The organism is Cohnella mopanensis (genome assembly GCF_022352055.1).
Taxonomy (GTDB): Bacteria; Bacillota; Bacilli; order Paenibacillales; family Paenibacillaceae; genus Cohnella; species Cohnella mopanensis.
In genome coordinates this window covers 1-25,936 of the sequence record NZ_JAKRWM010000012.1, presented here as the reverse complement: position 1 = coordinate 25,936, position 25,936 = coordinate 1, and the positions used below count along the sequence as shown (strand labels likewise).

The window sequence follows — 25,936 nt, the reverse complement described above, 5'->3', positions numbered from 1 at the left end:
GATTGGCATCACATACCGCAACGATGCGCGGCTCGAAGTCTACATTCGTAAGATGGCACCACCGGGCTGCCGCGCTGGCGAACTCCTTGCCCATCAAACCGCAACCGATCACCCCGAAACGAATCGCCTTTCTGCTCATTGCGCCAGTTCTCCCTTCAGAATGCTAAGCGCTTGCTCTGCCGTAGCGCCGTAATGGACAATTTGCATCAATGCTGAAGTCATCCTCGCCGGGGTCGGATGCTGGATGACATTCCGTCCATATACGATTCCGGATGCTCCCTGATTCATCAGTTCTACCGTTCGGTTAATGATTTCCTCGTCGCTCGCTCTTCCGCCCCCGCGTACAAGAACAGGAATACCTGAAGCAACTTCAATGACCTTGTGGTATTCCTGAACGTTGTCGCACGGGTCGGCTTTAATGACATCGGCGCCGAGTTCGACGGCTTGACGGACCAAAGGTACGATTTTCTGAATATCGCCATCCACCATATATCCGCCCTTCACTTCGTTCGGAAGCATGACGAGCGGCTCAACCATGAGTGTCATGCCGTACTTGTCGCATTCCGTCTTGAGCAGCGCGATATTGCGAACGCATTGATGATGAAGCTCAGGTTGGCCTGGAAGAAGAAGCAAGTTCACGCACACGGCGACTGCGTCGAGGACGACAGCTTGTTCGACAGCATTGCTCACCAATTCGCTGAACAAGAATTGCGGCAACTCCGTTCCATAGATATTGGCGGCATCGGTCCGCAGTACAAGTCCGGGTTTTTGTTTACCAGGGATCTCTTGCAGCAAGCGCGCTTGGCCGGAACTGAGTTGAACGCAATCCGGATTTGCCGCAACGATGGTTTGAACCGCTTTCTTCATATCTTCGATACTCGAAAGAAACGAATACTCATTGAAAAATCCATGGTCGATGGCAACATCGAAACACTTTCCTTGCTCGCTAAACATCCGATTTTGACGCGGTTTACGATACATATAATTCCCTCCTGTTTAATAGCAGCAACATACTATAAACTCGCACTAATCTCTTGGCCTCTGATAAACCATGACATTTGGATTTGGGATTGGCTTAAATTCTGAGAGATACGGCTTCGGGACGTACTGGAGCCAACCTACCGATATTCGCTCCTGTACTGCTTCCCACGGTAAAATACCGCTAGTCGCATCTGGCTGCTCCACGTTGCACGCACCGATGCCCACGGCTCCGATGAGCACTTCTTCCGGGGACAACCGTTGAGCAAAACCCGCAAGAAAACCCGCGATCGTGCAGTCGCCGGCTCCCGTCGTGCCTGCAACACCAACTTGGAAACAAGGAATATATAGCTCGCGATTTGCCCATTTATCCTTATTTAGAGGTGCATATTTACCGGTTTGAGATAATCTCGCTTCGTCAGCGGTAGTTCTCATATAGAGACCGTGCTCGCCCAATTTCAAGACGACGACAGCCGCTCCCATTTGAACCAGCTCCGACGAAAGATCTCTGAGCAGATCTCCGTCCACTTGTTCGATCAGCCGGTCGCTTCCATGTTGCTCCAGCATCGCCTCATATTGATCTCTCCTCAGCATGAACAGAATTTCTTCTATGCTTGGAAAGAATAAGTCCACATACGGCAACACTTTTTTTAATATAGGGTTCCAATCCAATTGTCCTGCCGTGGAATCCGGGTCCGGCTTTGCCAGATCAAGCGAAGTGGTGACACCCGCATTTTTCGCCTTTCGCATGAGTCGAATCGTTTCTGCGCCGTCATTCTGATACATTTGACGCATAAGCGGCGGATAACCGAAATGAAACAACCCCGCGCTCGCCAGCGTTGACGTCTTGACGTCTTCGGAATTGAATGTATCGTTCGCCCCCGTGCAATGAAGAAACATGCGATCGGTATCCGGCGGACTGATGACAATGGAATACGAGGTGGATTCGTCTTCGGCGATAATCATCCCGTTTCCTAAGTCGGCATGTTCTTTGCGAAAGATGGAGAGAATCGCCTCACCTAAGATGTCGTTCCCGATTTTGCCCATCAATTGCACGGGAATGCCAATCCGATGCAACGCAAGTCCCGTATTCGCAACGGCTCCTCCCGTGGCAAGAACAGCTTGCCCGACGTCAACAAGCTTTCCCGGCACCATCTGAAATCCTCGGCCTTGAACGGCGGGAATGATGTCCAGACATACATGACCACCTACGATAAGAGGATAAGGTACGGAAATTTTCGTCACTGTAGTGCCTCCACTTATGAGTTTTCATGCTAAACTTATCCTAATGTCTCGTCTGCTTGGAGGATTCCCATGGACAATGAATATGAAATCGTGAAGCATCCAAGAATCAAATACCTGAATCCGTTTCTCGTAAATTTAACCTATCGCAATTCGCACCTGCACAACGATTTTGAGCTGTGTTTATTGCTCGAGGGCCAATTGACGGTTAACTCCAAGAAAGAACATCATCATCTGACCAAACAATCCATTATTTTATTTAATCCCATACAACCTCATGAACTGAGCGCTGATCAGGGTGGCGCATTAATTTTATCTTTACAAATTTCTCCGAAATTTTGCGGACAATATTTCCCGTCATTAGCGAATGTCGTATTCGACAAATCCAATTTGACCGAGTTTCTTCCAAGCGAACAATTACAACTGGTATATTCCTTGCTTATTCAGTTGTCATTCGATTATTTTGATAAGAAACTCGGCTATGAGTTCATGAATATCAGCTTACTCAACCAATTATTCTATCAATTGCTGCATACAGTGCCCTATCGACTTATCAGCGAGGAAGAGCGCGCGCATAACTTGCAACGACTTCACCGAGTCAACCGCATCGTAAACTTTATTGAAGAAAATTACGCCGGTAAATTACTGCTTTCGACGATCGCGGAAAGTGAGAACCTCTCGCTGACCTATATGTCGCACTTTTTCAAAGAAAATTTGAATACGACTTTCCAGCAGTATTTAAATCAGATACGTTTTGAGAAAGCAAAGCAACTCATCGTGCAAACCAATATGAAGTTAATCGACATTTGCCTCGAATGCGGATTCTCGGATGCCCGTTACTTAAATAACCTCTTTCTCAAACATTTCGGATGTACGCCGAAGCAGTATAAAGAGAGAGAACTTCCGTTGAATTCAGATCATCCGATTCCGAACCTATCGAGCGATCAATATTTTTACACGGATCAAGCGAGTCTGGAAATCTTGAGCAAGTACAAGCAAAGATCGATTGTCGGTTTATAGACAACCTTACTCGATGCCCATCAGCAAATTCATGACATACATTTCAAGTCCTTCGAAGTCGCGCGTTTCCACGCATTTCTTTTGGAACTCGTAATCGAAACGGCTTACCTTGTCTTCCAAGGCTTTCACGATTTTCAAACTATTCTCTAGATGTTTATAGCTGTCCTTATCTACTGTCGTCCGCATAGCCTTAACGTCGAGGCCGACATACTCGCCGTTTGAACCGTAGTTATTTTCTTTCAGAATCTTGATTTGATTAAAAGCCTGACGAAGATTCTCTACGCCGAAGCTTTTGTCTTGGTCAAATTTCAAGCCGTTCTGATCATTCAGGTGAACGCCCCATAGTTTGTTCAATGCCATCGCGAACCCCATTTCATGAGAGGGATCTAGGCCGGCCAATACGGCGTGCGCCGACTCCACGAGTCCGCCAACTCTCGAAGGATCAATCGTCGCAGCGGACACTGCCAGAACGTGGCCCATCGTGCCGCAAATGCTTCTGTCGATCGGTTCATTCGGCTTAGGCTCGATTAACACTTTGATATTATTGTCGTAGCTGAGCATTTTATTGATCGCGTCAACCAGTTGCTTAGTTGCTTCTACCGGACTTTTACTTTCTGCGCAGAGCGTACCTTCCCGGGCCAACCACAATACGATCTTGTCGCACCCCAATTCATTAGCAATGTCGATCGAGCGGTACGAGCGCCACAGCGCGAACTCTCTGTCTTTCTCGGAGGTCGACATATATCCTCCGTCAATCGTATGCGGATCCATCCACAATCGCGGTGCAACGAACTCGGCGACAAGATTATATTTATCTAGCAGCGCTCTCATCTTTCTTGCTTCTAATTTGATTTCCTCATCGCTTAGTTCGTTCATGCCGGGCACTGCATCATCATCGTGAAATTGAATCGCGCTGAATCCCATATCGGCGAATGTTTTCATTTTTTCTTCAATATCAATCTCGCTTCTCACCGCAGGACCGTAAGTATCCGCCCCGTTGTGAACGTTCCAAGGTCCTACCGAAAATTTGAATGTGGACATTCTTCCATCTCCCTGTATCAAATTAATATCCTACGCTTCAAATATAGTCCGGGCTTCTTGCGCAGACATGCACAACTTTACGATCTAGCCCCTACTAATTTACGATTGGGATAAGCACATAAAAAAGAGATGCGATGTACTTTGCTCCATCGCATCTCTTATCGTGACCGATTACAACTCAATGAACGAGTTATCGGGACTTGCAGCGAACATAGTTTGTACGAGGAAGTAGCCGCTTATTGCGAGCTTATCATACGGAGGCAGGTGACTTGCCCGCTTTGGCTGACACGGAAAAATAACTCATCTCAACGGGTGAGACGGGCTTTGGTTTCGGTTCTCCCATTCTTTTCTCTAATAAGCCATCTAGACCCTCATCCGAGCAGTCCCGTCGGTATCTCCCCTCCTCCAGCTTCATGTCGATAAAATCGACGACCTGCTGCAGCGAGGCGATTTGGCTGACAATATTTTTCCGGTGGCTCCTTAAGAGTTCCACCAGTTCGGGATATTCCGCGGGATCGGTATCGGCGGAGACTGCCAAAAATGGCCTCATTTCCTCTAGCGGCATCCCCGTTTTTTTCATGCATGCTATCAACCGGATCATATTGATGCCCTCCTGTCGGTAGATGCGGTGCCCGTTGTCCTTCCGCTCTGCACGAGGCAGCAGCGCGATCTTTTCGTAATAACGGATCGTATCCTCAGTAATTCCGGTTTCCTCGGCGGTTTGCTTTATCGTAAAGGATTGCTCTTCCTTCATCCTGTTCCCTCCCGGAGATTGTTTTTTGTGCATTATACATCTTGGAGCTAGCTCCAAGTCAAGTCTCTTATCCTTAGGAAAAAACTTTGTTTTCGCGCCTTGACTTGGAGTCGACTTCAAGTTATAGAATGTGAGCTATCAGAGCAAATATCCCGATATCAGGAGGAGATGCACAATGAACATGAACCCACGTGAACATATCGCATTGATTACAGGCGCAAGCGCCGGGATCGGGTTGGAATTAACCCGAAAATTGCTGTCGGAGGACTGGCAGGTGGTTGCTTTGAACCGTTCCGACTTTCCGGCGGACGATATGCGCATCCAAAATGCGGTCAAGAGTGGATCGCTTCGAATTTATAAAATAGATGATCTTGCCGATTATGCCAGCTTGAGACTTACTTTAGAAGATATCAAAAGCAAAGAGCAACGGATCGATATTTTGTTCAATAACGCCGGAGGCTCCTTTCCCAAGCTGAGCTATTCGAAACAAGGACGCGAGAAGCATTATGAGCTGTTGACGGTCGTTCCGTATATTATTCTGATGGAGTTGAAGGAGCTCCTAAAAATCGGTCGCTTAAAAACGGTGATCAACACCTCATCTTCAGCGCTAAAATTTACGAAAAAGTTTGCTATCGAAATCCTGGAACGTCCCCAAACCTTCCGCAAGCTGATTGGTCCTTACGCCACTTCAAAGCTAGCTCTTTCGCTGTGGACTCAGGCCATCGCGTCACAGCTTGCCAAGGACGACATCAAGATCCGAAGCGTTGACCCAGGTGGCAACAATACGCTAAGGAAAGGGAAACAATCCGGACTACCCCTTTTGGTTGAAATATTAATGAAGCTATTTTTCTCACCGCCTACTCACGGCGCCAACAAGCTGTATGAAGGGGCTCTCGGGGAACACCGGAATAAGAATGGCGTGTTTTTGCTGAAAGGCCAGGTTGCGGAATTAAAATTTAAAGACCAAGCGCTGAAAGTTCTGGAAAGGATTCAAGCGATTTATGAACACGAATTTTTGCAACATAAATTTTAACCTTGCGGCTGTATTAAACTGCCCGTTAATGTATCCGCAGAGGGCTTCGTTTTATCCTGCTCGATCTCACTCAATCTTCCTTGGGATGCCCCAATTTTCCGAGAATTCTATTTGGTTCATTTTATGCCTCTTCCTAATACCCTTCACTTTAATACCGATTGTCTCCATCCTATACACCTCACTAATAAAAATGGTCGTCCTGAAAATGACTTTTCAGAACGACCTAGGATGTACTTGCTTATTCAATTGAAACAACTTTATTGTATTTATTTTCGAAAAACAAAAATTTATTGATGTTTCTTGACAATAAAGTTGTTTAGAAATCGATTTGTATCGTTTTCTTTTCAAATAAGATTTCAAAATAAAGTCCCCTGACCTTGCATTGAAACTTTAATCCGAAAGAAGGCACTTTATTCAAAGTATCCTTCCTCCGGATCACGGTTTCGTTTAGAAAAAGGAATTTAAAATATTTAATTTAAGATCAATTCCAGAAAGTAATACTGTAAGCTCCCATCACATACGGACAGTCATTATAATTATGTTGAAACACTCCGTTGAATCCCCACTTTGATTTAACGCCTACATTATAACCACTAACACCAGTTACGATGCCAGAGTGATCTGCTGCACCGTAATCCACTTTACTTCCGGCTTGTCCCGTTCCACTGGTATAACTACCATCTGTCCTATATGAACTTGCGCTATTCATCCAATGAGTGTTAGACGTACTTGTTGAGTACCATGCATATGAGTGACAATTATAACTAGGATTCTGAGTACTCACAACGGTTGCATTTGGATACGCTGCTACCAATGCAGCTTGACTCGCCGTTGCCTGAGCCGACGTTATACCATGATCTGCCCAAGTTAGATCTTTAAACGTTGACACACTAGTACCTTTAGGGGTTTTTACAGAACTGTTAGTAAAGTATGGAGTAACGACACTATTTGAACTTATAAGACTTTGAGAACTAACACTTTCAATCAAAACTTCAACATATAGTCCTTGAGCAATTACTTTATTATCTGTTGTTTTTAAAGCGCCTATCTTATTCTGGAATTGTTCCAGTTCAAATATTGCGTCAGTTCTTTTTGTTAGTTCTTGTAAACCGTTAAAGGCACTGTAGACTGCATTGAATCCTTCTTGCACAGTGTTAAACGCAGTCAAAATTAATTGAACGGATTAATAATAAGAATTGTCTAATATATGAGGGGGGTGAATGTTATCTCGGAATTTGATTACTTGAAGCATTTATCAGATGGACATCCAAAGAACGAAATTATACAACATATTGCGGAAAAGTATGGGAACGACTTATGGAATTATGCATTCTCGATTGTGGGCAAACCAGAGATCGCGGACGACATCCTTCAGGACGTTTTTATCAAGATACTTGAAAAACTGCAGACATTCCGGGGTGGTTCATCAATGAAAACGTGGCTGCTCAGCATAACAAGGAACACAGCCTACAATAGCAGATCAAAATGGCTTATCAGGAAAACCTTTTCAATCGATAAATGGTCAGATCAACATTCCTATCCATCTGCCGAGACAGAAGCCATTGAACAAATCGAGATGAATAATGCCTGGAAAATTGTAATGAAATTGCCTGTGAAGTACCGTGAAGTGTTGGTGTTATTTGTTCATCACGACATGTCACAAAAGGAGATCGCTCAGACAATCGGTGTGCCCGAGGGGACGATTAAATCACGTCTTCATTATGCGAGGCTTAAGTTTTCAAAACATTATTATAGAGGAGTGGAATGATATGACGGACTACCGCATGGATATTGAAAGAGGATTGAAGCAATCACTTGTTAATAATGCCAGATTGCAAAAGATCGTAAGGAGGATAGATTTTGATCGCCACAATAAGTTAGCAACGCGGCTTCCAGTTAAGAAAATCCATTTGGTTGCTGCAGCAATAATCATTGTCGGGTTTATACCTTTTGGCATATCCTTCAATCCACCAGTTACTAATACACTTAGCAGATCAATTTCAGAAACCATTACACCAACGGAAGTTCTACCATTAGTATTTTCAATTGATGTTAATGGGAACTATACAGGTTTTTCAAATCTGCCAAAGAACTATACCGTTGAAGAAGCTAAGAAAGACGGATATATTGTTGAGCAAGATTCAGTAGTGATTGCAAACAATGAAGTATGGGCTAGCTTTGTCGAAACCGCAGCGCAAGGCAACAATACTGCTGTTCGTATGGTTAGTTTCTTAACAGAAGACAACTCGAGTCCTTTCTTTCGTGATTTATTCTTCAGTGATGGTTATTACTCTCTATTTGATAGCAGCTCTGACAAACAAGATATGCAGCGGTATTCGCATCTAGTAACATTAGAAGGGCAATTTGGAAACCCATTAAAAAATACTCAGATTGTTGTATTAACAGATGACAATGCTTTAAGTTTCAATGTTGTATTGAAAACTTTAATTACAAGCAATATGGATTATAAACAAAGTGTTTCACCGTATAGGTTGGTATGGTTCAATGAAAGCGAAAAATAGTCGTTTGATGTTGTTGTACCATAAAGGAAAAGGCTTCCTACTCCATTTAACCTTAATACCGATAGTCTCCATAATAACAAACCCACTTATTAAAAATGGTCGCCCCAAAGTATTATCTTTGGAACGACCAAGTTGTTGCTTTACTTCTTTAAAGCTTTCTAGATACCAACTCTGATGTAAAGATTCAAAGATACCGATGCGGGGTCTTGTACGAAGAAAATAAAGTATTAGACTGGAGTTGTTGATTTGACGCGGATTTTGAATTTATGAATCGTCAGCTTTTGAAAAATAAGTTTTAGACTGACTTTTGTAATTATAACTTCAAATAGCTTGCAACAGAAAATAAAGTGTTAGACTGGAGAAGATTCATTGTACGTTGCGTAAGCATCCCCTGTAAAACCAATAAAGTAGAAAGATAATTGGTCATGCATTCGGTCTTCGAAATTCTTACAAGGTTAAGCTTTTTCGAATCAGGTAGTCTGAAGCGATAATTACTTCAATCTTCATATCCAAATATGTCTTTAAATGACGAATGGTTTGTTCGTCTTTTGCCTTGCTGCTAATCAAAAATAATGGATACATCTGTTTAAACTCCATATATTTATATTGCTCATAGTATATCGACTTGTTAATATTATCCACAAAAAATTTTGCTGCCCTAGGATTGAAATAATATACAAAGAACCATTTTATATACTCTAAATATGTAATTTTATGTTTTAAATCTCCAAAACGAGTCACCACATTTTCCTTTGATAACACCAGTAAATTAATGATCCTTTTTATCTCACGAGGAGTGACATCTATAACTTTTGCTATTTCATTAATCAGCCTAGCTATAGTTTGTTTCTCTTCCTCGTTAAAAAAGATTAATTCAGATCCAAGTAACGTTTCTATAAAGTGATTATAGTTGGAATGCCTATTTAGATGAACAGGGATCGATATATATTTTTTCAAATAGTCGCGGCCAAATGCGATTTTATCTTCTCGAGTTGCACTATCTTTTAAAATGAATTGATTATTGTTGGCTAATGCTAATGCGACTACTTCTTCATTCATTGAAATTAGTTTAATAATGGAATCTGATGCAATAAATAATTGAAGAGCTGAGAAAAACTCAACAATCGTTTTTTCTGAGCATCTATCTAGTTCATCTACTACAAGAATAATATTCTCATTCTTCTTTAGCCAGATCTTAAGAAGATCGTCTAATGATTGTTTTACTTCTTCCCGAGTTCCCAATTTCGCCTTGTAGTCAGGAATAAGCATGTGCTGTAGCACTTTTGACGACAGTGGTTTAATGATAAATAATACTTTTTTAATGAACGGAACAATTAATTGTACAAATGTTGTAATAAATAATCCTGTAGCAAAAAGGTTGATGGACAATTTACTTTCTTCTATAAATTCAATGGTTGAGTCGTATTTACCAAAAAACAATACACAAACAACTATGTTTAATACTAGCAATATTGCCGAAAGTATGTATGGCAATTTACTGATTTTAGGTGAGAAGAATAAATTTCTAAATGCAAATGCGATCCTTCCTTTAATTCCTTTTTCTGCATCGTATTTCATATACATTTCTTTGAGGATAGCGTACCATATCAATTTATGGTCATCGTATTCAGTCGGATTAAATTCCACTATATAAGATTTGTTGTATTCACTTATAGTTGAATCATTCTTGGCAATTTTTTTATTAATCTCATCTAAATTGTTCTGAATTAATCGAACAAAAGTAGATTTTCCGCGACCCCACTTCCCATATATTCCAATAGCTAATGGTGCAACAGTCTGTTTATTGGCAATTAACCGTGCTATGACATTAGCTTGTGAAGACCTCCCTAATAAATCTACTTCGCTTTCTTTATCGATGATTGCCGATTGCGATTTAATTACACTATCAAAGTTAGCGATTTTCTTTTCATTGTCTTCTTCAATTTCAATTCTTCTTATTTCTGCCTTTAGTTTGTCTTCCTTACGTTGAAGTTTATCTACATCTGCATACGGGTCTCTATCCTCTTCATACTCATCATGCTCATCTGGCTCTCCGTTAAGATGCCACAATAATGAATCTTTCTGACTTGTTACATCTGTAAGTTCTTCAGCAAGCCTTCTTTTTTGTTCATCACGATTCATCTTGCACCACCTATTCTAATTTAATCTATCAGATTTAATTTTATAATGAAGGGTTACAATATTCCTGCTTTGGGTTAATAAGCGTTAACTTCACACCATTGACTCAATCAATCAAATCTCAGACCTTGTAACACATAATGTTCGTGTTCGTCGCCTAAACCGCAAATGTCGTGTTTTACTAGCCTTACCGGAAGAAACGTGGTGAACGCATAAAACTAGAACAATTACAGTCATTTATCCTTAAAACAATCATCCAACCAAGACATTAAAGAATATTTAAAATCCGTACAAAGGGAGCCATCTCCAATACCAGGGAACAATCTAAAATTATTAGAATAAACCATTTTAATAACTAGATCATTTTCGTGATCCACTAATCTGTTACGTAGGGCTGGGAGTAATAAACCAAGTAATAGACTAGCAATGCAGTAATGACGAGGTTTTAGAGGGGTTTTTCCTTAAAAACTTTGATAAAAAGCACTATATTCACATGATCAATCTAGCGCCTACAACATCAGTAGCTACCTCTTTTATCGCCTAAGAATCAATCTTGGAATTATAAAAAATAGACTATGTTAAACCTTGGAATGTAGATACCTAATTTCTTTACACCTTGGAAGTTCCTTCTCATAATCACTGGCCACGAACCTTTGAAATCCTTATATCACGATTTCTTAACCTTTCTCTCACATCCTCTCTCGTACCTACCATACCCATATTTAAGCAATAATCTATAGGGAACGTGTTTACCAACTGATTCTCAAGATTTCCGGATAGCAGAGGGTAATTAATAAAATCACACTCAGGACAAGGACGTACAAATACTCTCGTAGTGTCTAAAGCCCTAAAGCAGTCTATCGCCAGTGAATACACTCCGATAGCCCCTGCAAGACGATCCAGTGGGATTTGGCTGCCCCAATGTTCCTTTATTCTTCGTTTTATATCGTGAGCTATCCCAATATAAGCTTGACAATAATCGTCCAAAACCATAATGTAGAATCCTTTGATCTCGTTTACAGAATTGAGATCAGTGATTTCGTCAAAGGCATATGAATCTACTAACTTACGCAATTCCTCATTAAATTTATCCCAAAACAGGGAGTTGAAGTATTTCATATTAAGATCGAAATTGGTAGATGCCTTCTCCCACTTATCCCATAATTCCTCATGGGAGGGGGTAATATCTTTATTCCTTACCTTAATGTAATTATCAGCAGTTAGTTTAAATCCACCGTCTTTATTGCGTAGCTTTATCCCAAAATGCGTGGTCATTTATATTCCGTCCTCCTAGTTCTGTCCCTTAAATAAACCCAACTTAACAACATTATTAATTGAAGATGCTGGGTAATAAACGCAGGGAACCCGCTCTAAACCCTTAACCCTGTAGTTACCCCCTAAAACACATGCTTTACACAGTGGACTAAAATCAGAACTTTCAAATTAAAAAGTCCACCACAAGAGAATCAGTCTACAACTTTATTTTCCTAGTCTAATACTTTATTTTTCCTGCCCTATTGCTTAATGATACCGCCCGATCGATCCCGCGGCGACCTCATGATGTTTGTGTTGAACTATCGTACCCGTTAGTGGAATAAACTGCGATGATCATGACTTGATGGTCTTGGATTTCCACATTCGATATAATCCAACAACTAAAAAGCTAAAAGCAATAATTTCTATAATTCTAGGAAGTAGACTAGTCCAAGCAACTAATTCGCCAATAGTCATTCCCATGGGAGTGTTACCGCCATCCAATGAATCAATGTATTTATGAATAAAAGGGGAATAAATATAAGGTAATATTTGAAGGACAATTAAGATGAGAAAGCAATAAAAGCCTGCTATAAAGGAATGTTTCCTACATTGTATAAGTCCAAATATAAGCAAAGCTAAAAATATAACAGCAAGGCAAATGATCATAAATTTAAGCAAAATAACACCTCCAGAACAAATATGTATTACCATATTGTTCATTATAGCCTTTAAGAATCCTGCCCGTTAGTTTAATGATAAGACCGCAGTATCTTGGTTACTTAGTCTTGCAATTGTGATTGTGAAATTTTCTGTGGTTACTCAATATGTAAAAGCCAATTTAGATCAACACTAAACTGTTTTCTAAGTTGAATCAATGTATCCGCAGAGGGTTTCGTTTTATCCTGCTCGATCTCACTCAATCTTCCTTGGGATATCCCAATTTTCTCTGAAAATTCAATTTGGTTCATTTTATGCTTCTTTCGAATACCCCTCATCTTAAGGCCGATTGTCTCCACCTAATTTACCTCACTAATAAAAATGGTCGTCCTGAAAATGACTTTTCAGAACGACCTAGAATGTACTAGCTTTTTCAATTGAAACAACACTTTAGTTTATTTTTGAAGAACTTAACTTTATTGTAATTAATCACCAATTCTCTGAACAATTCAATTCAACCTACTCCACAGTAACGCTCTTAGCCAAGTTCCGAGGCTTATCAACATCATGCCCAAGAGCTAGCGAAGCGTAATAGGAAAGCAATTGTAGCGGGACAACGGACAACGCAGGAGTCAGCAACGGCAAAGTGCGAGGAATTGCGAATTGGCGATCTACGGACTTAGCCACTTCTACCTCATGCCCTTCGTTGATGATGCCGAGAACGTCGGCTCCGCGGGCTTTCGTTTCTTTAATGTTGCTAAGCATTTTCTCGTACAGATCCTCTTGCGTGAGAAGTGCGATTACCGGCGTGCCTTCTTCGATCAGCGCCAGCGTACCATGCTTGAGCTCTCCAGCCGCATACGCCTCGGAGTGGATATACGAAATCTCTTTCAGCTTCAGCGAGCCTTCCATCGCAACCGCATAGTCGACGCCGCGGCCGATGAAGAACAGGCTGCTGTGATGAGAGATCGATTCCGCCACTTCCTTGATCACTTCCGCTTGCGCGAGAATTTTCTCTACTTGCTCCGGCAACGCCTGCATTGCAGCAAGAACGTTGGCAACCGCAGCATCGTCTTGCGTACCGATCGTTTGTGCCCAGTACAGTCCGAACAGGAAGAAAGCAATCAGCTGAGACGAGTAAGCTTTCGTAGAAGCAACCGCGATCTCAGGCCCCGCCAAAGTGATAATGACATCGTCCGCTTCGCGAGCGACCGAGCTGCCCACTACGTTCGTGATCGCGAGTACGCGAGCACCGCAACGTTGCGCTTCGCGAAGTGCCGCCAGCGTATCCGCCGTTTCGCCGGATTGGCTCACGACGATGACAAGCGTTTCCGGAGTGATAATTGGCGAACGATAGCGATACTCGGAAGCGACATCGGTCTCGACCGGAATGCGAACCAAGTTCTCGATTACGTTTTTCCCGACAAGTCCTGCATGCAGTGCCGTACCGCACGCTACGATGTGAACCCGATTAATGCCTTTCAGCTGCTCGGCCGTCATCTTCAGTTCAGCCAGATCTACGGAACGGCCATCTTCGCTAATGCGACCGAGCATCGTATCGCGATAAGCTTTAGGCTGCTCGTGAATCTCCTTGAGCATGAAGTGATCGAAGCCCGCTTTCTCCGCGGTCATCAAATCCCAATCGACGTGGAAAATCTCTTTCGAGATAAAATTGCCTTCAATGGTGAGCAGTTCTACGCCATCACGCGTCAGAACGGCCATTTCACCGTCGTTGAGAATGTAAATATCGCGCGTATGCTCCAGAATCGCCGGAATGTCCGAAGCGATATATTTCTCCCCTTCGCCCACGCCGATGATGAGCGGACTTGCGTAACGCACGGCCACCAGACAATCCGGCTCATGCTCCGTCAGTACGCCAAGCGCGAACGCTCCGCGCATTTTCTTAACCGCACGCTGTACCGCCTTCACGATATCGCCGTCATATTCGACGGAGATCAGATGCGAAATAATTTCCGTATCCGTCTCGGACAGAAATTTATGGCCTGCTTGCACCAGTTCTTCTTTAAGCTCTAGGTAGTTCTCGATAATCCCGTTGTGCACGACGGAAAATTTTAACGTATTGTCCGTATGCGGATGGGAATTCACGTCCGACGGTTTACCGTGCGTAGCCCAGCGGGTATGGCCGATTCCGACCGTACCGAGCAACGGCTCTTCGCTTAGACGATTTTCCAAGTTGACCAATCGGCCTACCGTTTTCGTGACTTCCAAGCCTTGCTCTGTTTGAACCGCGATTCCAGCCGAGTCATAGCCCCGGTATTCCAACTTCTTAAGCCCTTCCAGCAAGATGGGCTGCGACTCTCTAAATCCGATATATCCAACGATTCCGCACATATTTATATAAGCCTCCGTTTTGGTTTCTCAGGTTTATTCCGAGAGGACCGCAACCAAGCCGAATGAGCGGCACAAGCCGTATTTGAATAAGGGGTTTCCGCTCTCCCCCAACCATCCCACGTTATGCCCCTCGCGCGACCGGTTACAGGCCGCCGGACATTTCTCAATGGTTCATCGTGACTCTTGATCATCGTATCGGATTTTTGTTCGCCCGGTTGCCCTGAGCGTTTTGTACTCCGATTATCGGCTTCAATGATAAGCCGGAAGGTCCCCGCCGAATATTCCGAACACCTTCACCTCGTCAACTTGCCTCCTGCAAGGTCGCCACGCCAAAGTTTGCCGCTCGGATCAGCTTTCCCGTTCCTGATCGTTGCCCTTCCGCGTTACTCCAAGATTCAACAAGTTCTGGCGCTATTCTTGCTTATTCTCCACTACCCTGCCCTTCTATTTTAGAATCTATTCCTTATCTTATTCGTTTTGCAATTGTCTTGCAACCATTCCGCCTTTATTTCCTCGGAAATGACATTCTTCTACATGGTGTTTTCTCGCACAATCGGCAGTTTATTTGAATGCGCACGGACTCGAATGTTATAGTGGGGATGGACTCAAGCCCTGTCATAGATGCCGTCATTGTAGGCTATAAGTGGAATTGGAGAGGTGATTTCAAATGGCCGTAAATACTCACATTGAACGTATATTGGATTTAGCTCGGCAAAATGGATTAATCATCGAGACAGCTAGCTTAGAAATAAACGAATCCGGGCTCGATTTCCTAGCTTTATTCGGTCAAGCGGACGATGGCGAGGCGTGGGTCATTCGTGAACCTAGACGATCGGATGTCGTCGTATCAGCGGCGTACGAGAGGAATGTGCTTAAGCTTATTAAAGGAAACCTTCCTGTCGCCGTCCCCGATTGGAAAATCTGTACGCCGGAGTTGATCGCTTATCCGCTGTTGCCAGGTTCCCCTGCCGCTACCCTGAACCCGGAAGCGAGAAACTACGATTGGGTCATTGACCCGCAATCGCCCAACGCCTTGTTCGTTGATTCGCTTGCGCAAGCGCTAGCCGCTTTGCATGGAATCGATCACGAGGCCGCGACCGAGGCAGGCATAAGGGTGAAAAATCCTAGAGAAGTTAGACGCACATTATCGAACAAAATGGATGAAATCCACCGCATCTTCGGAGTATCCGAGACACTATGGCAGCGATGGCAAGCTTGGTTGGCTGAAGACAGCTATTGGCCGACTCATTCCTCGCTCGTTCACGGCGACCTTCATCCTGGGCATATCGTTGTGGACTCAGACGGCCAAGTAACCGGCTTGCTTGATTGGACCGAGGCGGAAGTCGCCGATCCCGCTACCGACTTTACGATTTATTACGCTACGTTCGGAGAGTCCGGCTTGACGGTTTTACTGGAAAGTTATGAGCAAGCCGGCGGCAAAGTGTGGACCCGAATGAAGGACCATATTATCGAATTAATGGCAGCTTACCCGGTCCTCATCGCCAGCTTCGCCATGAAATCCGGCCTAGAGGAATATCTCGTAATGGCACGGCACGCCCTCGGAGTGAACGAGTTCGGCGAGGAGCTCCCTTCATAAAGAGTCACGCAAACAAACAAGCTCCCGTTCTTAGTAGCGGGAGCTTGTTTAATGCGATTAATATTCCATTATAGAGTGATGCGATACCGTTATCAGCACTTCTCAGCATTCCCTGCTCCCAGCGCCACCCGTCAACGCATTAAACCAATTCCGCCTTCACGACATCGACAATCGCCGCTACGTGGCGCTCGATCTCTTCCCGCTCCGGCCCTTCGGCCATAACGCGGATCAGCGCTTCCGTCCCCGATGGACGCACAAGCACGCGCCCGTTGTCCCCCAGAGCCGCTTCCGCCGTAGCTACGGCATCGGCGATCGCCGTATTTCCCGGATAGCGGGATTTATCCGCCACCCGAACGTTCACGAGCACTTGCGGATACTTGCGCATCATTTGCTTCAACTCGCCAAGACTGCGACCCGAGCCGACTACCGTGTCGAGGAGCTGTAGTCCCGTCAGAATTCCGTCTCCCGTCGTGCTGTAGTCGAGGAAGATAACGTGACCCGACTGTTCTCCGCCGAGGTTGTAGCCCCCGTTAACCATCTCTTCCATTACGTAACGATCGCCTACCGCGGTCTTAGCCGTGCGTAAGCCAAGCGTTTCCGCTGCTTTGAAGAAGCCGATGTTCGCCATAACCGTCGTGACGACCGTATCATGCGCCAGTCGACCGGATTTACGCAAAGCGTCGCCGCAAATACAGAGGATATAGTCGCCGTCTACTTCTTCGCCGTTCTCGTCGATCGCGATGAGCCGATCCGCGTCTCCGTCGAAGGCTAGCCCAAGATCCGCGCCATGCTCCTTCACTTTCGCCGCAAGCATCTCCGGATGCGTGGAGCCTACGCCCTCGTTGATGTTCAAACCGTTAGGCTCTGCCCCGTAAGCGAACACCTCAGCGCCAAGTGCGCGGAATACTTCCGGCGCAAGCTCGTATGCCGAACCGTTCGCGCAATCCAGCACAAGCTTAACGCCCGCGAAGGAGTTTCCGACGGTCATTTTTAAGTAATCCATATATTGCGACTTGGCTTCGAGATTCGTCGTTACTGATCCGATACCCCCGCCAACAGGCCGCGGCAAAGTATCTTCTTCGGCATCCATCAATCGTTCGATTTCCGCTTCCGTCTCGTCTAGTAGCTTGAACCCGTCTCCGCCGAAAAATTTAATGCCGTTATCCGCGACCGGATTATGCGAAGCCGAGATCATAACTCCCGCATCCGCTCCCAATACGCGGGTTAAGTAAGCGACCGCCGGCGTGCTTACGACGCCTAGCTTCACGACGTCCGCCCCGATAGATAGCAATCCCGCGGTTAATGCGCTTTCCAGCATCGGTCCGGAGATTCGCGTATCGCATCCGATTAACACTTTAGGACGCTCAGCTTTTCCCGCCAATACGACTCCGCCGCAACGTCCGATTTTATAAGCTAATTCTGGCGTGAGCTCCTGATTAGCGACTCCGCGCACGCCATCTGTTCCGAAATATTTCCCCATAACTGCTACTCTACCCCTTCGTCTCTTACTGGGGAAACGATCCCTGATCCCCGTCTTGGTCTACGATGATGCCGCCTATGGCATCTTCGCCATCGGTACCCGTCTGGGTTGCCGCTGCTTCGTCCTGTATTTCTACGGTAATGCTCTTCGTCCCGCCTGCCTGCTCCATGAACCGCTCGAGATTGACGATTAACGGAATGTTATAGATCCCCGGCCCTCGTCCGCTCAGATCGGCAATCACGTCAACATCTCCGGGACTCAACTTATCCAAGATAGCGGGAGCCGCTTGAATCGTAATATCCGCTTTGCCCGTCGAAGGGTCAGTGATCTTGGCGATTAATCCCTCGCCTAATCCGCGTAACGAAATCGTCAGCCCTTCAAGGGTTCTAGTCGCTGACAGCAGAAGTTCGATGTTGATACTGACTTCCGCAGGCGATATTTCGATAATCGGTGGCGTGATCTGCAGCGGGATCGTCACCTTCCCGGATTTCTTCAGATCTTCCAACTTCACGTCGACTTCAATGAATTCAATTTTATCCAGAGCTTCCTGCGGTCCATATACCGTCACTTGTTCCACTTCCGGCTTGAAGGAAGCAATGCTTACTCCAGCCTGCGTGTGACCGATAAGCTTGAACTGCAACGGAACCGTCTTGAACGGATTCGTGATCGGCACTTCCACTTCAAGCACAGCAGGATCGATAATCGCTCCTTCAATCACATTGCCATCCTTGTCGTAAGCCGCTAACTTCACGCTCTTGTTCTTGATCGTTTCCTTATCGCCATCGATCGCGATTGTCGCCCCGACGCGTTCAACGCTAGATAATTGACTTTTAGGCAAGGTAAGATGAACCCGATTGCTTGGCTTAATGATCGGCGTTCCTACCTTATACCCCTTGGCCGGATTACCTTTCGTCTTAATATCAACCTCGAATTCTTTGACCTGCAGCGCCTCTATGCTGACTTCCACCGTGGAAGGAGACATGGAGACCACAGAGATGCCTCTCGGCAAATTTTCTTCCAATTGCAGTGTATGCAGGCCTTCGCCCACGGTTCTTAGATCGACTTTCAATTGATAATCTTTCGTCTGCGCAGCCTTCAGATCGCTTCTCGTTCCTTTGACCGTGAGGTTGACCTTTAGCGGCTCCATGCCGATCAGAACGTAATTTCTTTCATCTAATCCGTAAGGCTGTACGACAACGTCATTGATCACTTTCGTGTCATACAGGGATGACACGTTATTAGGCGTCGTATCATTCGGATCGAAATGGACGACGGCCCACATAAGTATGCCAAGCGCAAGAGCGACCAACTTCGCTGCGGTAGGGTTATTTAACCATCTATCCACGGTCGCCACCGCCCTTTCGCTTCCAGAAAGCCCACTCCGTGGTCTTGGATTTGAATTGCGGACGCAATTCCGCGAAAAGCTTGGAGATGAGAGACTCTTCCTTAATGTCGCGTACGATTTGGCCGTTAATGGCAAGAGATATTTGTCCCGTCTCTTCCGATACGGTAACGCTAATCGCGTCGCACACCTCGGTTACGCCGATCGCCGCGCGATGGCGAGTGCCCAGTTCCTTACTGATGAACGGATTCTCGGATAGAGGCAAATAACAGCCTGCCGCCATAATCTGGCTGCCGCGAATAATAACCGCTCCGTCATGCAATGGCGTATTCGGGATAAATACGTTGCTAAGAAGCTCAGAGCTAAGCTTCGACTCCATCTTGATGCCCGACTCGATATAATCATTCAGTCCCGTATTACGCTCAAACACGATCAGAGCCCCGATTTTACGTTGCGCCAAATAATTAACGGATCTAATGACCTCGTTAATTCGTTGGCTAACATCCTGCTCTTCTGAAGATGAACGAGAAAACAGCTTACCCCGGCCAAGTTGCTCGAGTGCTCTTCTGAGTTCAGGTTGAAAAATGATCAGAACCGTAACGACGCCGAACGTAAACATCTGGTTCATGAGCCACTTCAGCGTATACAAATTCAGCCATGTACTCAATGCCCAAGTTATGACAAGCAAGAATATCCCTTTAAGCAATTGAACTGCCCGGGTGCCTCTTACCATCTTAATAAGTACGTAAACGATGTAACTCACGATTAATACATCGACGATGTCTTTAATCGAATTTTTAAATGTCAGCCCGGCAAAATAGTCCAAGACGCGACCCCCCCGTCCCGGCGCTGGAATAGTTTCGACGAATATTGTCGGATATCAGCATTGCTTCTATACTTATATCTTTCTCTACTGTGCCCCAGAAATCCTGTTATTTACACAAAAAAACCTCTCTTTGGTCCAGAGAGGTTTTTCTGTTCGTTTCGGAACGATTTCACGTAATGTGTCAACCCTTGTCGAATCCTTACGATCCGTAAGCCAACGTCCCGAAAAATGAACTCACCTTATACCAGAACCAATCTACCGCTCGATCGATCGTCTTGATCTCCCCCGCGATATGCGCGGTCGAAGCTAGTGCCGTGACATGGCCGTCTATGACGGTCAGATTGCCATCCAGATCGCCTAGCACTTGAACATCGCCGTTAACGACCGTTAGATCTCCCGATACTTTCTGGCCTTCCGGCACGATGACCTTCTTACCTTCGATGACGACATGCTCCAGATCAGGTCCGGAAATGGACAATTCCTGGCTTTGGTTCCACATCGACACGAAGCTAGATAACATGACAACCATGAATATCGCGGCTGCCGATACCGCCGGATGACGACGAACCCACGATGTCCATGCCGAAGGGCGGCGCGAGCGAGGAAGCGACTTCATGATTCGATCGCTTAGTTCGTCCGGCGCCTTCTCTATAGGTAAAGCCTTAACGAGCGAATCGGTTCGCTCTAACGATTCATAACGGGTATAGCACGATGGACATTCGCTCAGATGCAGTTGCAGCTGTTTCGTATCCTCGCGTGCCAAGTCCCCATCCAGATAATCATGCATATACATGACGGCGACGTTGCACTTCATATCAGCCATCCCTTCCTTCAACGGTGACTTAGTCCCGCATCGATGCTTCTATACAGTACGTGCGGCGAAGCGGAGCGGTTTCACTTATTTTTGTTGAAACGATTACAGCTTGTGCTCCAGTTTCTTCCTAAGGAATTCTCGACCTCGGTGTACTCGGGTCTTCACGGTCGTTACAGGCATTTCCAGCACGTCCGCTATCTCCTGCAAGCTCAATTCTTGCAAATACCGCAAAATCATAACGGATTTATACTTCACCGGCAACGTCGCAATCGCTTCATGTATAAGCCTTTGAGTCTCGGAGAGAAGAAGCTCGCTCTCGGGTGTTCGATCATCGCTTGGAAGCATCGCGTACCCGTCTAACCCCTCATGGTCCGACGATTCCGCGTCGAGGGAGTATATGGGTTTTCTTTTTCTAAGCCGGTCAATGCACAGGTTGGTAGCGATTCTATATATCCACGTGGAAAATTTCTGATTCTCATCGTATCGGTCTAAATTTTTGTATACTCTTAAGAACGTTTCCTGTACGACATCCTCGGCCTCTTGGCGATTACTCGTCATCCGGTAGGCGAGGTGATACAACTTATCCTTGTACATATCCACTATCTCCGCGAACGCACGCTGATCCCCTTTACGGGCTAGACGCGCCAGACGCGTTTCTGCTGGCTTCAAAGTTACGACTCACCTTCCTTTCCGGCTGCGTTAGGCCCCGAAGACTTGCGTTGTGCGTACATAATACCTGCTATGATCAAGATAATGCCGGTTCCCTGCCCTAACGTAAGAGGCTCGTCCAAGAGAATAAAAGCCGCCACGACAGCTGCCGGGAGCTCCATCGATCCGAGTAACGCGGCTAATCCGCTTCCCACCTTGGGAATCCCGTAGTTAAAGCAGAAAAAGGGGAACGCAGTACCAAGAAAGCCAAGCAGTAACCCCCAACCGATCAAAGGGGCGCTGAAGCTATCGATGATTACGCTATAGGATTGCAATATCATGATGAAAATAAGCGAAGCCGTCGACATAACCGCCGATTTGGCGATGGGGTCCAACTGCTGGGGAAGAAATCCGGTTAAGAAGAAAAAGAGGCTGTACGTAATGGCGGACAGTAGTCCGAAGAGAACGCCTAACCCGTCAATATCGCTAAAATCCTTCTCTAGAAGCCCAACGGCAAGTATAGTTCCGATCGCTATGCAGAGAACGGCAACCCATTCCTGACGTGTCGGCCATTTGCGTTTGCGAATGCTTTCTAGCAGAATCGTAATCCACGTAAACTGAAAAAGCAAGACAATCCCCAAAGAAGCATCCAAACGCGACAAAGCTTCATTGTAAAATACGGTCGTAAGCGACAATCCGACGATTCCAATTAATCCGAGCTTGAGCCAAGCTCTCCAGGTCTCGGTCAAAGCTTGCGCCTGCCTGCTTAATCGAGTAACGCCGAGCGCTAGCCACAGCAATACCGCACCGAAGAGCACTTGTTGAAAGGTGAGCTGCTTAACGCCCCATCCATCGATAACGGCTATTTTGAATACCACCGCTACTAGGCCATAACTCGCTGCGCCGGCAAGGACGAGTATTATCGCAAGCAATGGCTTCTTCGTTCCGTTCATGTAAGACCTACTTTCTTACGCAAAAGGGCCCGGTTAGCGCACCGGGCCCTCATTCATTCAATTAGATCAGCCCGTATTGCGGAGTCCTGCCGCGATTCCGTTGATCGTTAAGAGCACTTCGCGAAGAAGATCGGCATCATCCTCGTTCTGAGCCCGCAAGCTACGCAACTCAGTCAATAATTGAACCTGCATATAGCTTAACGGATCAACGTACGGGTTACGAAGGCGAATCGACTCTTGAATAACTGGCACGTTATCCAAAATTTCCTCTTGCCCCGTAATCGTCAGTATCATTTCCTTCGTCTTCGCGTATTCTTCTTCGATCTGCGAGAAGATACGATCCTTGATCGTGCCGTCTTCGATCATGCCTGCATACTGGCGGGCAATCATAAGATCCGCTTTGCCCAGCGCCATCTGAAGGTTGTCGACGAGGGAGCTGAAGAACGAATAATCGCGATACATCGTGCGGAGAGTCTCAAGACGAGCAGCATCGCCATTCACGTATGTTTGGAATGCCGTTCCGGCAGCATACCATGCTGGCAGCAAGTAACGGCTTTGAGTCCATGCGAATACCCATGGAATCGCGCGCAAATCTTCGAAGCGGTCGCTGCCTTTCCGTTTGGAAGGACGGGAGCCGATATTCAGCTCGCCCACTTCCGGAAGAGGAGTCGATTCTTTGAAGAACGTCATGAAATCCGGATCGCGGAAAATCAGATCTTGGTACTTGGTTTGCGCATCGATCGAAATGCCGCGCATAATCTCTTCCCACTGCGTCTCGATCGAGCTTTCTTGCGAAGGATAGCGGGACAAGTAAGCTCCCGTGATCAGTGCTCCAGTCGCTTGTTCCAAGCTTCTGTAAGCAATACCCTTCATGGAATAACGGGAAGAAAGAACTTCGCCTTGCTCCGTAATCTTAATTCCTCCACCAATCGTGTGCGGCGGTTGAGCCAGAATACTGCGATTAAGCGGCATTCCTCCGCGGCCAAGCGCGCCTCCGCGACCATGGAAAAATTTCAAACGAACGTTGTGTGCTTTAGCCGTTTTGGTCAAGTCGTTAAGCGCAACCCGAAGCTCCCAGTTCGCCGTTACCATTCCGCCGTCTTTGTTGCTGTCGGAATAGCCGAGCATGATCTCATGTAGATCGCCCATGGCTCTCAAGCATTCGCGATAGACCGGAAGATTAAACAACGTGTCCATAATAGCCGGAGCTTCATGCAAATCATCGATGGTCTCGAACAACGGCGCAGCCTGTAACGTACAAGTAATCGAACCGTCTTCGTTATGACGGAACAATCCTGCCACTTTAGCGAATACCATTACCTCTAGGATATCGCTAGCCGCTTCGGACATGCTGATCAAATAGCTGGTGATGCAGCCCGTACCGAACTCTTGTTGCGCGTTATAAATCGTATGGTATACGTTGAGGCACTCTTTGCTGGAGTCGCTCAATTCGATCGATTCAATCGACAATGGCTTAGCGCTTTCCAGCAAACCGTTCAGAATCCCGATTTTCTCTTGCTCGGATAGTTGTGCGTAGTTTTCCGTCACACCCGTCTTCGCGAGCAATTCGGTCATCGTGTTCTCGTGTTCTTTGCTATGCTGGCGCACATCAAGAGCCGCTAGGTGGAAGCCGAACAGCTCCACTTGGCGAATAAACTTCTTCAAATAAGAGTTCGCCACATAATCCGCAAAATGATGGCGAAGGCTGCGGTCGAGAATCTCGATATCCGTCGTAAGATCAGCAACCGTATGATAACGCTGCTTAGTCCCTTTGAATTCGTCTTCTCTCATGTTCTGCAGCTTCTGCAGCATGTATCTTAACTTCACCCGGTAAGGCTCTTTATCATTCGTCCAAGCTTCTACCGTACGAAGCTCTACATTAGCGCTATCTTCGCGGATAGAGGCAAGAAGCTCTTCCGTTACGTCTACGATCGTCGTACTGAAGCTCAGCTGACGGCCGATCGCGCGAATGATATTCTCGTACTTATAGATAACGAGGTTCCGTTGCATATGCAGTGTTTTCCAAGTAATGTCCGAAGTAACCGATGGATTGCCGTCACGGTCTCCGCCAATCCATGAACCGAACCTCAAGTAGGTTGGAACATGCCATGACTCTTCCGGATAATACTTCTCAAGACAACGCTCCAGTTCCTCGTATACGTCAGGAAGAACTTCGAATAACGTTTCGTGGAAGTAGTACATTCCATTCCGTACTTCGTCAAGAACCGTAGGCTTACGATCGCGTAACTCGTCGGTTTGCCACAAGGTCAATACTTCGTTAAGCAGCTTCTCGCGCAGCTTTTCACGTTCGCGATAAGTTAGGGTTGGATTATCCAACTCCATAACCTCGTCCGCGATCCGTTTGTGGATATCGAGTACGTCCCTGCGAGTCGCTTCCGTCGGATGTGCCGTAATAACCAGCTCAAGCGAGATGTCGATAAGCATATCCCGTACTTCATCAACGGACAGCTTCTTTTCTTTCAAGTCTTGAATTACGCTCTCGATCGATCCAGGCTGAACCGCCTCGCCCGTCGAGCGTTCGTAATCGCGTTTGCGGCGGATCCGGTGATTCTGCTCAGCGATGTTGACCAGTTGGAAGTAGATAGCGAATGCCCGAATAACCTGATGCCTAATATCAGGCTCCAAAGTTTTAACGGTGTTAATGAATCCTTCGTACAACTCCGGTAAATATTCGGCCCTTAGAGCCTTGCTCATTTCCCGAATTTTCTCAACATGTTCTAACAGTTCCCGACCACCCTGATGCACGAGCACTTCGCCAAGAATATTACCTAGAAAGCGCACATCTCTTCGCAGCAGATGATTGGACGGAGAACGTTGACTTGTAGCCAGTTCCGTCATCTCTTTCACTCCAAACGTTGCATTTCATCTATAAAAACCCTTCTTACTATGATACTACAATGAACGTTGAAAATCTTCTTTTTCTTCATCATTTAGTCATAATTCTTAGGTTTCAACCTACTGGCAGTTTGTGTAAGTAATTAATAAATCCGTTACTTCCGCTAATCGTCCCCCCATAACCTTAATGAAGGAGTGAGTAGGAATGAATAGAAAAACCTTTCCGCTTAAAGAATATCTGGTCATCCTCACGTTAGCGACTGTCATTAAGAAGGAACGTGAATAGAAGGTATTAGCGTAATCATGAAATAGTATTCTCTTTATTTTGCCGCAAATGCAACAAAAAAAGCCCTTTCGATAAGGGCTTTAAACGTTTGTCATATGGAGCGGGTGATGGGAATCGAACCCACGCTATCAGCTTGGAA

At 45.7% G+C, this 25,936-nt stretch carries 21 protein-coding genes; 5 read left to right on the top strand and 16 right to left on the bottom strand.

Annotation, left to right across the window (positions count from 1 at the left end; all coding sequences use genetic code 11):
- Positions 1 to 135: 135 nt before the first annotated feature.
- Both L3D05_RS17995 and L3D05_RS17990 read right to left on the bottom strand, forming a co-directional pair.
- Complete coding sequence (locus L3D05_RS17995) at positions 136 to 981, bottom strand: class I fructose-bisphosphate aldolase (RefSeq protein ID WP_239617701.1); 846 nt, start codon at positions 979 to 981, stop codon at positions 136 to 138.
- 45 nt (positions 982 to 1,026) lie between these two features.
- Complete coding sequence (locus L3D05_RS17990; RefSeq protein WP_239617700.1) at positions 1,027 to 2,223, bottom strand: carbohydrate kinase family protein; 1,197 nt, start codon at positions 2,221 to 2,223, stop codon at positions 1,027 to 1,029.
- 69 nt (positions 2,224 to 2,292) lie between these two features.
- Between L3D05_RS17990 and L3D05_RS17985 the strand changes: the two genes are divergently transcribed.
- On the top strand, positions 2,293 to 3,240 hold the full coding sequence (locus L3D05_RS17985; protein WP_239617699.1) for a helix-turn-helix transcriptional regulator: 948 nt from the start codon (positions 2,293 to 2,295) through the stop codon (positions 3,238 to 3,240).
- A gap of 6 nt (positions 3,241 to 3,246) precedes the next feature.
- Here the strand turns inward: L3D05_RS17985 and L3D05_RS17980 are convergent, their stop codons facing one another.
- Both L3D05_RS17980 and L3D05_RS17975 read right to left on the bottom strand, forming a co-directional pair.
- On the bottom strand, positions 3,247 to 4,281 hold the full coding sequence (locus L3D05_RS17980; protein ID WP_239617698.1) for a TIM barrel protein: 1,035 nt from the start codon (positions 4,279 to 4,281) through the stop codon (positions 3,247 to 3,249).
- Positions 4,282 to 4,531: 250 nt separating this feature from the next.
- Positions 4,532 to 5,035 carry a MerR family transcriptional regulator gene (locus L3D05_RS17975; protein WP_239617697.1) on the bottom strand — a complete coding sequence of 168 codons (504 nt, stop codon included), beginning with the start codon at positions 5,033 to 5,035 and terminating at the stop codon, positions 4,532 to 4,534.
- A gap of 175 nt (positions 5,036 to 5,210) precedes the next feature.
- On the opposite strand from L3D05_RS17975, the gene L3D05_RS17970 reads away from it, so the two are divergent.
- Positions 5,211 to 6,068, top strand: coding sequence for an SDR family NAD(P)-dependent oxidoreductase (locus tag L3D05_RS17970; protein WP_239617696.1), 858 nt, complete (start codon positions 5,211 to 5,213; stop codon positions 6,066 to 6,068).
- Positions 6,069 to 6,549: 481 nt separating this feature from the next.
- On the opposite strand, the gene L3D05_RS17965 is transcribed toward L3D05_RS17970, so the two are convergent.
- Positions 6,550 to 7,218, bottom strand: coding sequence for a hypothetical protein (locus tag L3D05_RS17965; protein ID WP_239617695.1), 669 nt, complete (start codon positions 7,216 to 7,218; stop codon positions 6,550 to 6,552).
- Positions 7,219 to 7,311: 93 nt separating this feature from the next.
- Between L3D05_RS17965 and L3D05_RS17960 the strand changes: the two genes are divergently transcribed.
- Together L3D05_RS17960 and L3D05_RS17955 are read left to right on the top strand one after the other, a co-directional pair.
- Complete coding sequence (locus tag L3D05_RS17960) at positions 7,312 to 7,836, top strand: RNA polymerase sigma factor (RefSeq protein WP_239617694.1); 525 nt, start codon at positions 7,312 to 7,314, stop codon at positions 7,834 to 7,836.
- 1 nt (position 7,837) lies between these two features.
- Positions 7,838 to 8,590, top strand: a complete 753-nt coding sequence (locus L3D05_RS17955) for a hypothetical protein (RefSeq protein WP_239617693.1) — start codon at positions 7,838 to 7,840, stop codon at positions 8,588 to 8,590.
- A gap of 447 nt (positions 8,591 to 9,037) precedes the next feature.
- Here L3D05_RS17955 and L3D05_RS17950 read toward each other — a convergent pair whose 3' ends face one another.
- The 4 genes from L3D05_RS17950 to glmS form a co-directional block, all read right to left on the bottom strand.
- Positions 9,038 to 10,732 (bottom strand): KAP family P-loop NTPase fold protein, encoded by a 1,695-nt coding sequence (locus L3D05_RS17950; RefSeq protein WP_239617692.1) that lies wholly within the window; start codon positions 10,730 to 10,732, stop codon positions 9,038 to 9,040.
- A 633-nt stretch (positions 10,733 to 11,365) separates the two neighbouring features.
- Complete coding sequence (locus L3D05_RS17945) at positions 11,366 to 12,004, bottom strand: hypothetical protein (protein WP_239617691.1); 639 nt, start codon at positions 12,002 to 12,004, stop codon at positions 11,366 to 11,368.
- Between the two features lie 797 nt (positions 12,005 to 12,801).
- The gene (locus tag L3D05_RS26785; RefSeq protein ID WP_369417992.1) at positions 12,802 to 12,981 is read right to left on the bottom strand and encodes a helix-turn-helix domain-containing protein; all 180 of its coding nucleotides are present in this window, start codon (positions 12,979 to 12,981) and stop codon (positions 12,802 to 12,804) included.
- Positions 12,982 to 13,162: 181 nt separating this feature from the next.
- A complete protein-coding gene (glmS, locus tag L3D05_RS17935) occupies positions 13,163 to 14,995 on the bottom strand; it encodes a glutamine--fructose-6-phosphate transaminase (isomerizing) (RefSeq protein WP_239617690.1) in 1,833 nt (610 codons plus the stop codon).
- Positions 14,996 to 15,662: 667 nt separating this feature from the next.
- Between glmS and L3D05_RS17930 the strand changes: the two genes are divergently transcribed.
- Positions 15,663 to 16,592, top strand: coding sequence for a macrolide 2'-phosphotransferase (locus L3D05_RS17930; protein WP_239617689.1), 930 nt, complete (start codon positions 15,663 to 15,665; stop codon positions 16,590 to 16,592).
- Between the two features lie 139 nt (positions 16,593 to 16,731).
- Here the strand turns inward: L3D05_RS17930 and glmM are convergent, their stop codons facing one another.
- The 7 genes from glmM to ppc all read right to left on the bottom strand — a co-directional run bounded on the left by glmM (position 16,732) and on the right by ppc (position 25,514).
- A complete protein-coding gene (gene glmM, locus L3D05_RS17925) occupies positions 16,732 to 18,072 on the bottom strand; it encodes a phosphoglucosamine mutase (protein ID WP_239617688.1) in 1,341 nt (446 codons plus the stop codon).
- A gap of 25 nt (positions 18,073 to 18,097) precedes the next feature.
- Positions 18,098 to 19,417 (bottom strand): CdaR family protein, encoded by a 1,320-nt coding sequence (locus L3D05_RS17920; protein WP_239617687.1) that lies wholly within the window; start codon positions 19,415 to 19,417, stop codon positions 18,098 to 18,100.
- Positions 19,410 to 20,240, bottom strand: a complete 831-nt coding sequence (gene cdaA / locus L3D05_RS17915) for a diadenylate cyclase CdaA (protein ID WP_239617686.1) — start codon at positions 20,238 to 20,240, stop codon at positions 19,410 to 19,412. Before cdaA ends, L3D05_RS17920 begins: the two co-directional genes overlap by 8 nt.
- Before the next feature lie 199 nt (positions 20,241 to 20,439).
- Positions 20,440 to 21,054, bottom strand: a complete 615-nt coding sequence (locus L3D05_RS17910) for a zf-HC2 domain-containing protein (protein ID WP_239617685.1) — start codon at positions 21,052 to 21,054, stop codon at positions 20,440 to 20,442.
- A 102-nt stretch (positions 21,055 to 21,156) separates the two neighbouring features.
- Positions 21,157 to 21,723 (bottom strand): RNA polymerase sigma factor SigW, encoded by a 567-nt coding sequence (sigW, locus tag L3D05_RS17905; protein ID WP_239617684.1) that lies wholly within the window; start codon positions 21,721 to 21,723, stop codon positions 21,157 to 21,159.
- Between the two features lie 2 nt (positions 21,724 to 21,725).
- Complete coding sequence (locus tag L3D05_RS17900) at positions 21,726 to 22,655, bottom strand: EamA family transporter (RefSeq protein WP_239617683.1); 930 nt, start codon at positions 22,653 to 22,655, stop codon at positions 21,726 to 21,728.
- A 66-nt stretch (positions 22,656 to 22,721) separates the two neighbouring features.
- On the bottom strand, positions 22,722 to 25,514 hold the full coding sequence (gene ppc / locus L3D05_RS17895) for a phosphoenolpyruvate carboxylase (RefSeq protein ID WP_239617682.1): 2,793 nt from the start codon (positions 25,512 to 25,514) through the stop codon (positions 22,722 to 22,724).
- Positions 25,515 to 25,936: the final 422 nt, after the last annotated feature.

What these genes read in the sequence shown, in the direction of transcription:
- L3D05_RS17995 (WP_239617701.1), bottom strand. Translation starts at nt 981, where the DNA reads ATGTATCGTAAACCGCGTCAAAATCGGATGTTTAGCGAGCAAGGAAAG.
- L3D05_RS17985 (WP_239617699.1), top strand. Translation starts at nt 2,293, where the DNA reads ATGGACAATGAATATGAAATCGTGAAGCATCCAAGAATCAAATACCTG.
- L3D05_RS17980 (WP_239617698.1), bottom strand. Translation starts at nt 4,281, where the DNA reads ATGTCCACATTCAAATTTTCGGTAGGACCTTGGAACGTTCACAACGGG.
- L3D05_RS17975 (WP_239617697.1), bottom strand. Translation starts at nt 5,035, where the DNA reads ATGAAGGAAGAGCAATCCTTTACGATAAAGCAAACCGCCGAGGAAACC.
- L3D05_RS17970 (WP_239617696.1), top strand. Translation starts at nt 5,211, where the DNA reads ATGAACATGAACCCACGTGAACATATCGCATTGATTACAGGCGCAAGC.
- L3D05_RS17955 (WP_239617693.1), top strand. Translation starts at nt 7,838, where the DNA reads ATGACGGACTACCGCATGGATATTGAAAGAGGATTGAAGCAATCACTT.
- L3D05_RS17950 (WP_239617692.1), bottom strand. Translation starts at nt 10,732, where the DNA reads ATGAATCGTGATGAACAAAAAAGAAGGCTTGCTGAAGAACTTACAGAT.
- L3D05_RS17945 (WP_239617691.1), bottom strand. Translation starts at nt 12,004, where the DNA reads ATGACCACGCATTTTGGGATAAAGCTACGCAATAAAGACGGTGGATTT.
- L3D05_RS26785 (WP_369417992.1), bottom strand. Translation starts at nt 12,981, where the DNA reads ATGAGGGGTATTCGAAAGAAGCATAAAATGAACCAAATTGAATTTTCA.
- glmS (WP_239617690.1), bottom strand. Translation starts at nt 14,995, where the DNA reads ATGTGCGGAATCGTTGGATATATCGGATTTAGAGAGTCGCAGCCCATC.
- L3D05_RS17930 (WP_239617689.1), top strand. Translation starts at nt 15,663, where the DNA reads ATGGCCGTAAATACTCACATTGAACGTATATTGGATTTAGCTCGGCAA.
- glmM (WP_239617688.1), bottom strand. Translation starts at nt 18,072, where the DNA reads ATGGGGAAATATTTCGGAACAGATGGCGTGCGCGGAGTCGCTAATCAG.
- L3D05_RS17910 (WP_239617685.1), bottom strand. Translation starts at nt 21,054, where the DNA reads ATGAAGTGCAACGTCGCCGTCATGTATATGCATGATTATCTGGATGGG.
- L3D05_RS17900 (WP_239617683.1), bottom strand. Translation starts at nt 22,655, where the DNA reads ATGAACGGAACGAAGAAGCCATTGCTTGCGATAATACTCGTCCTTGCC.
- ppc (WP_239617682.1), bottom strand. Translation starts at nt 25,514, where the DNA reads ATGACGGAACTGGCTACAAGTCAACGTTCTCCGTCCAATCATCTGCTG.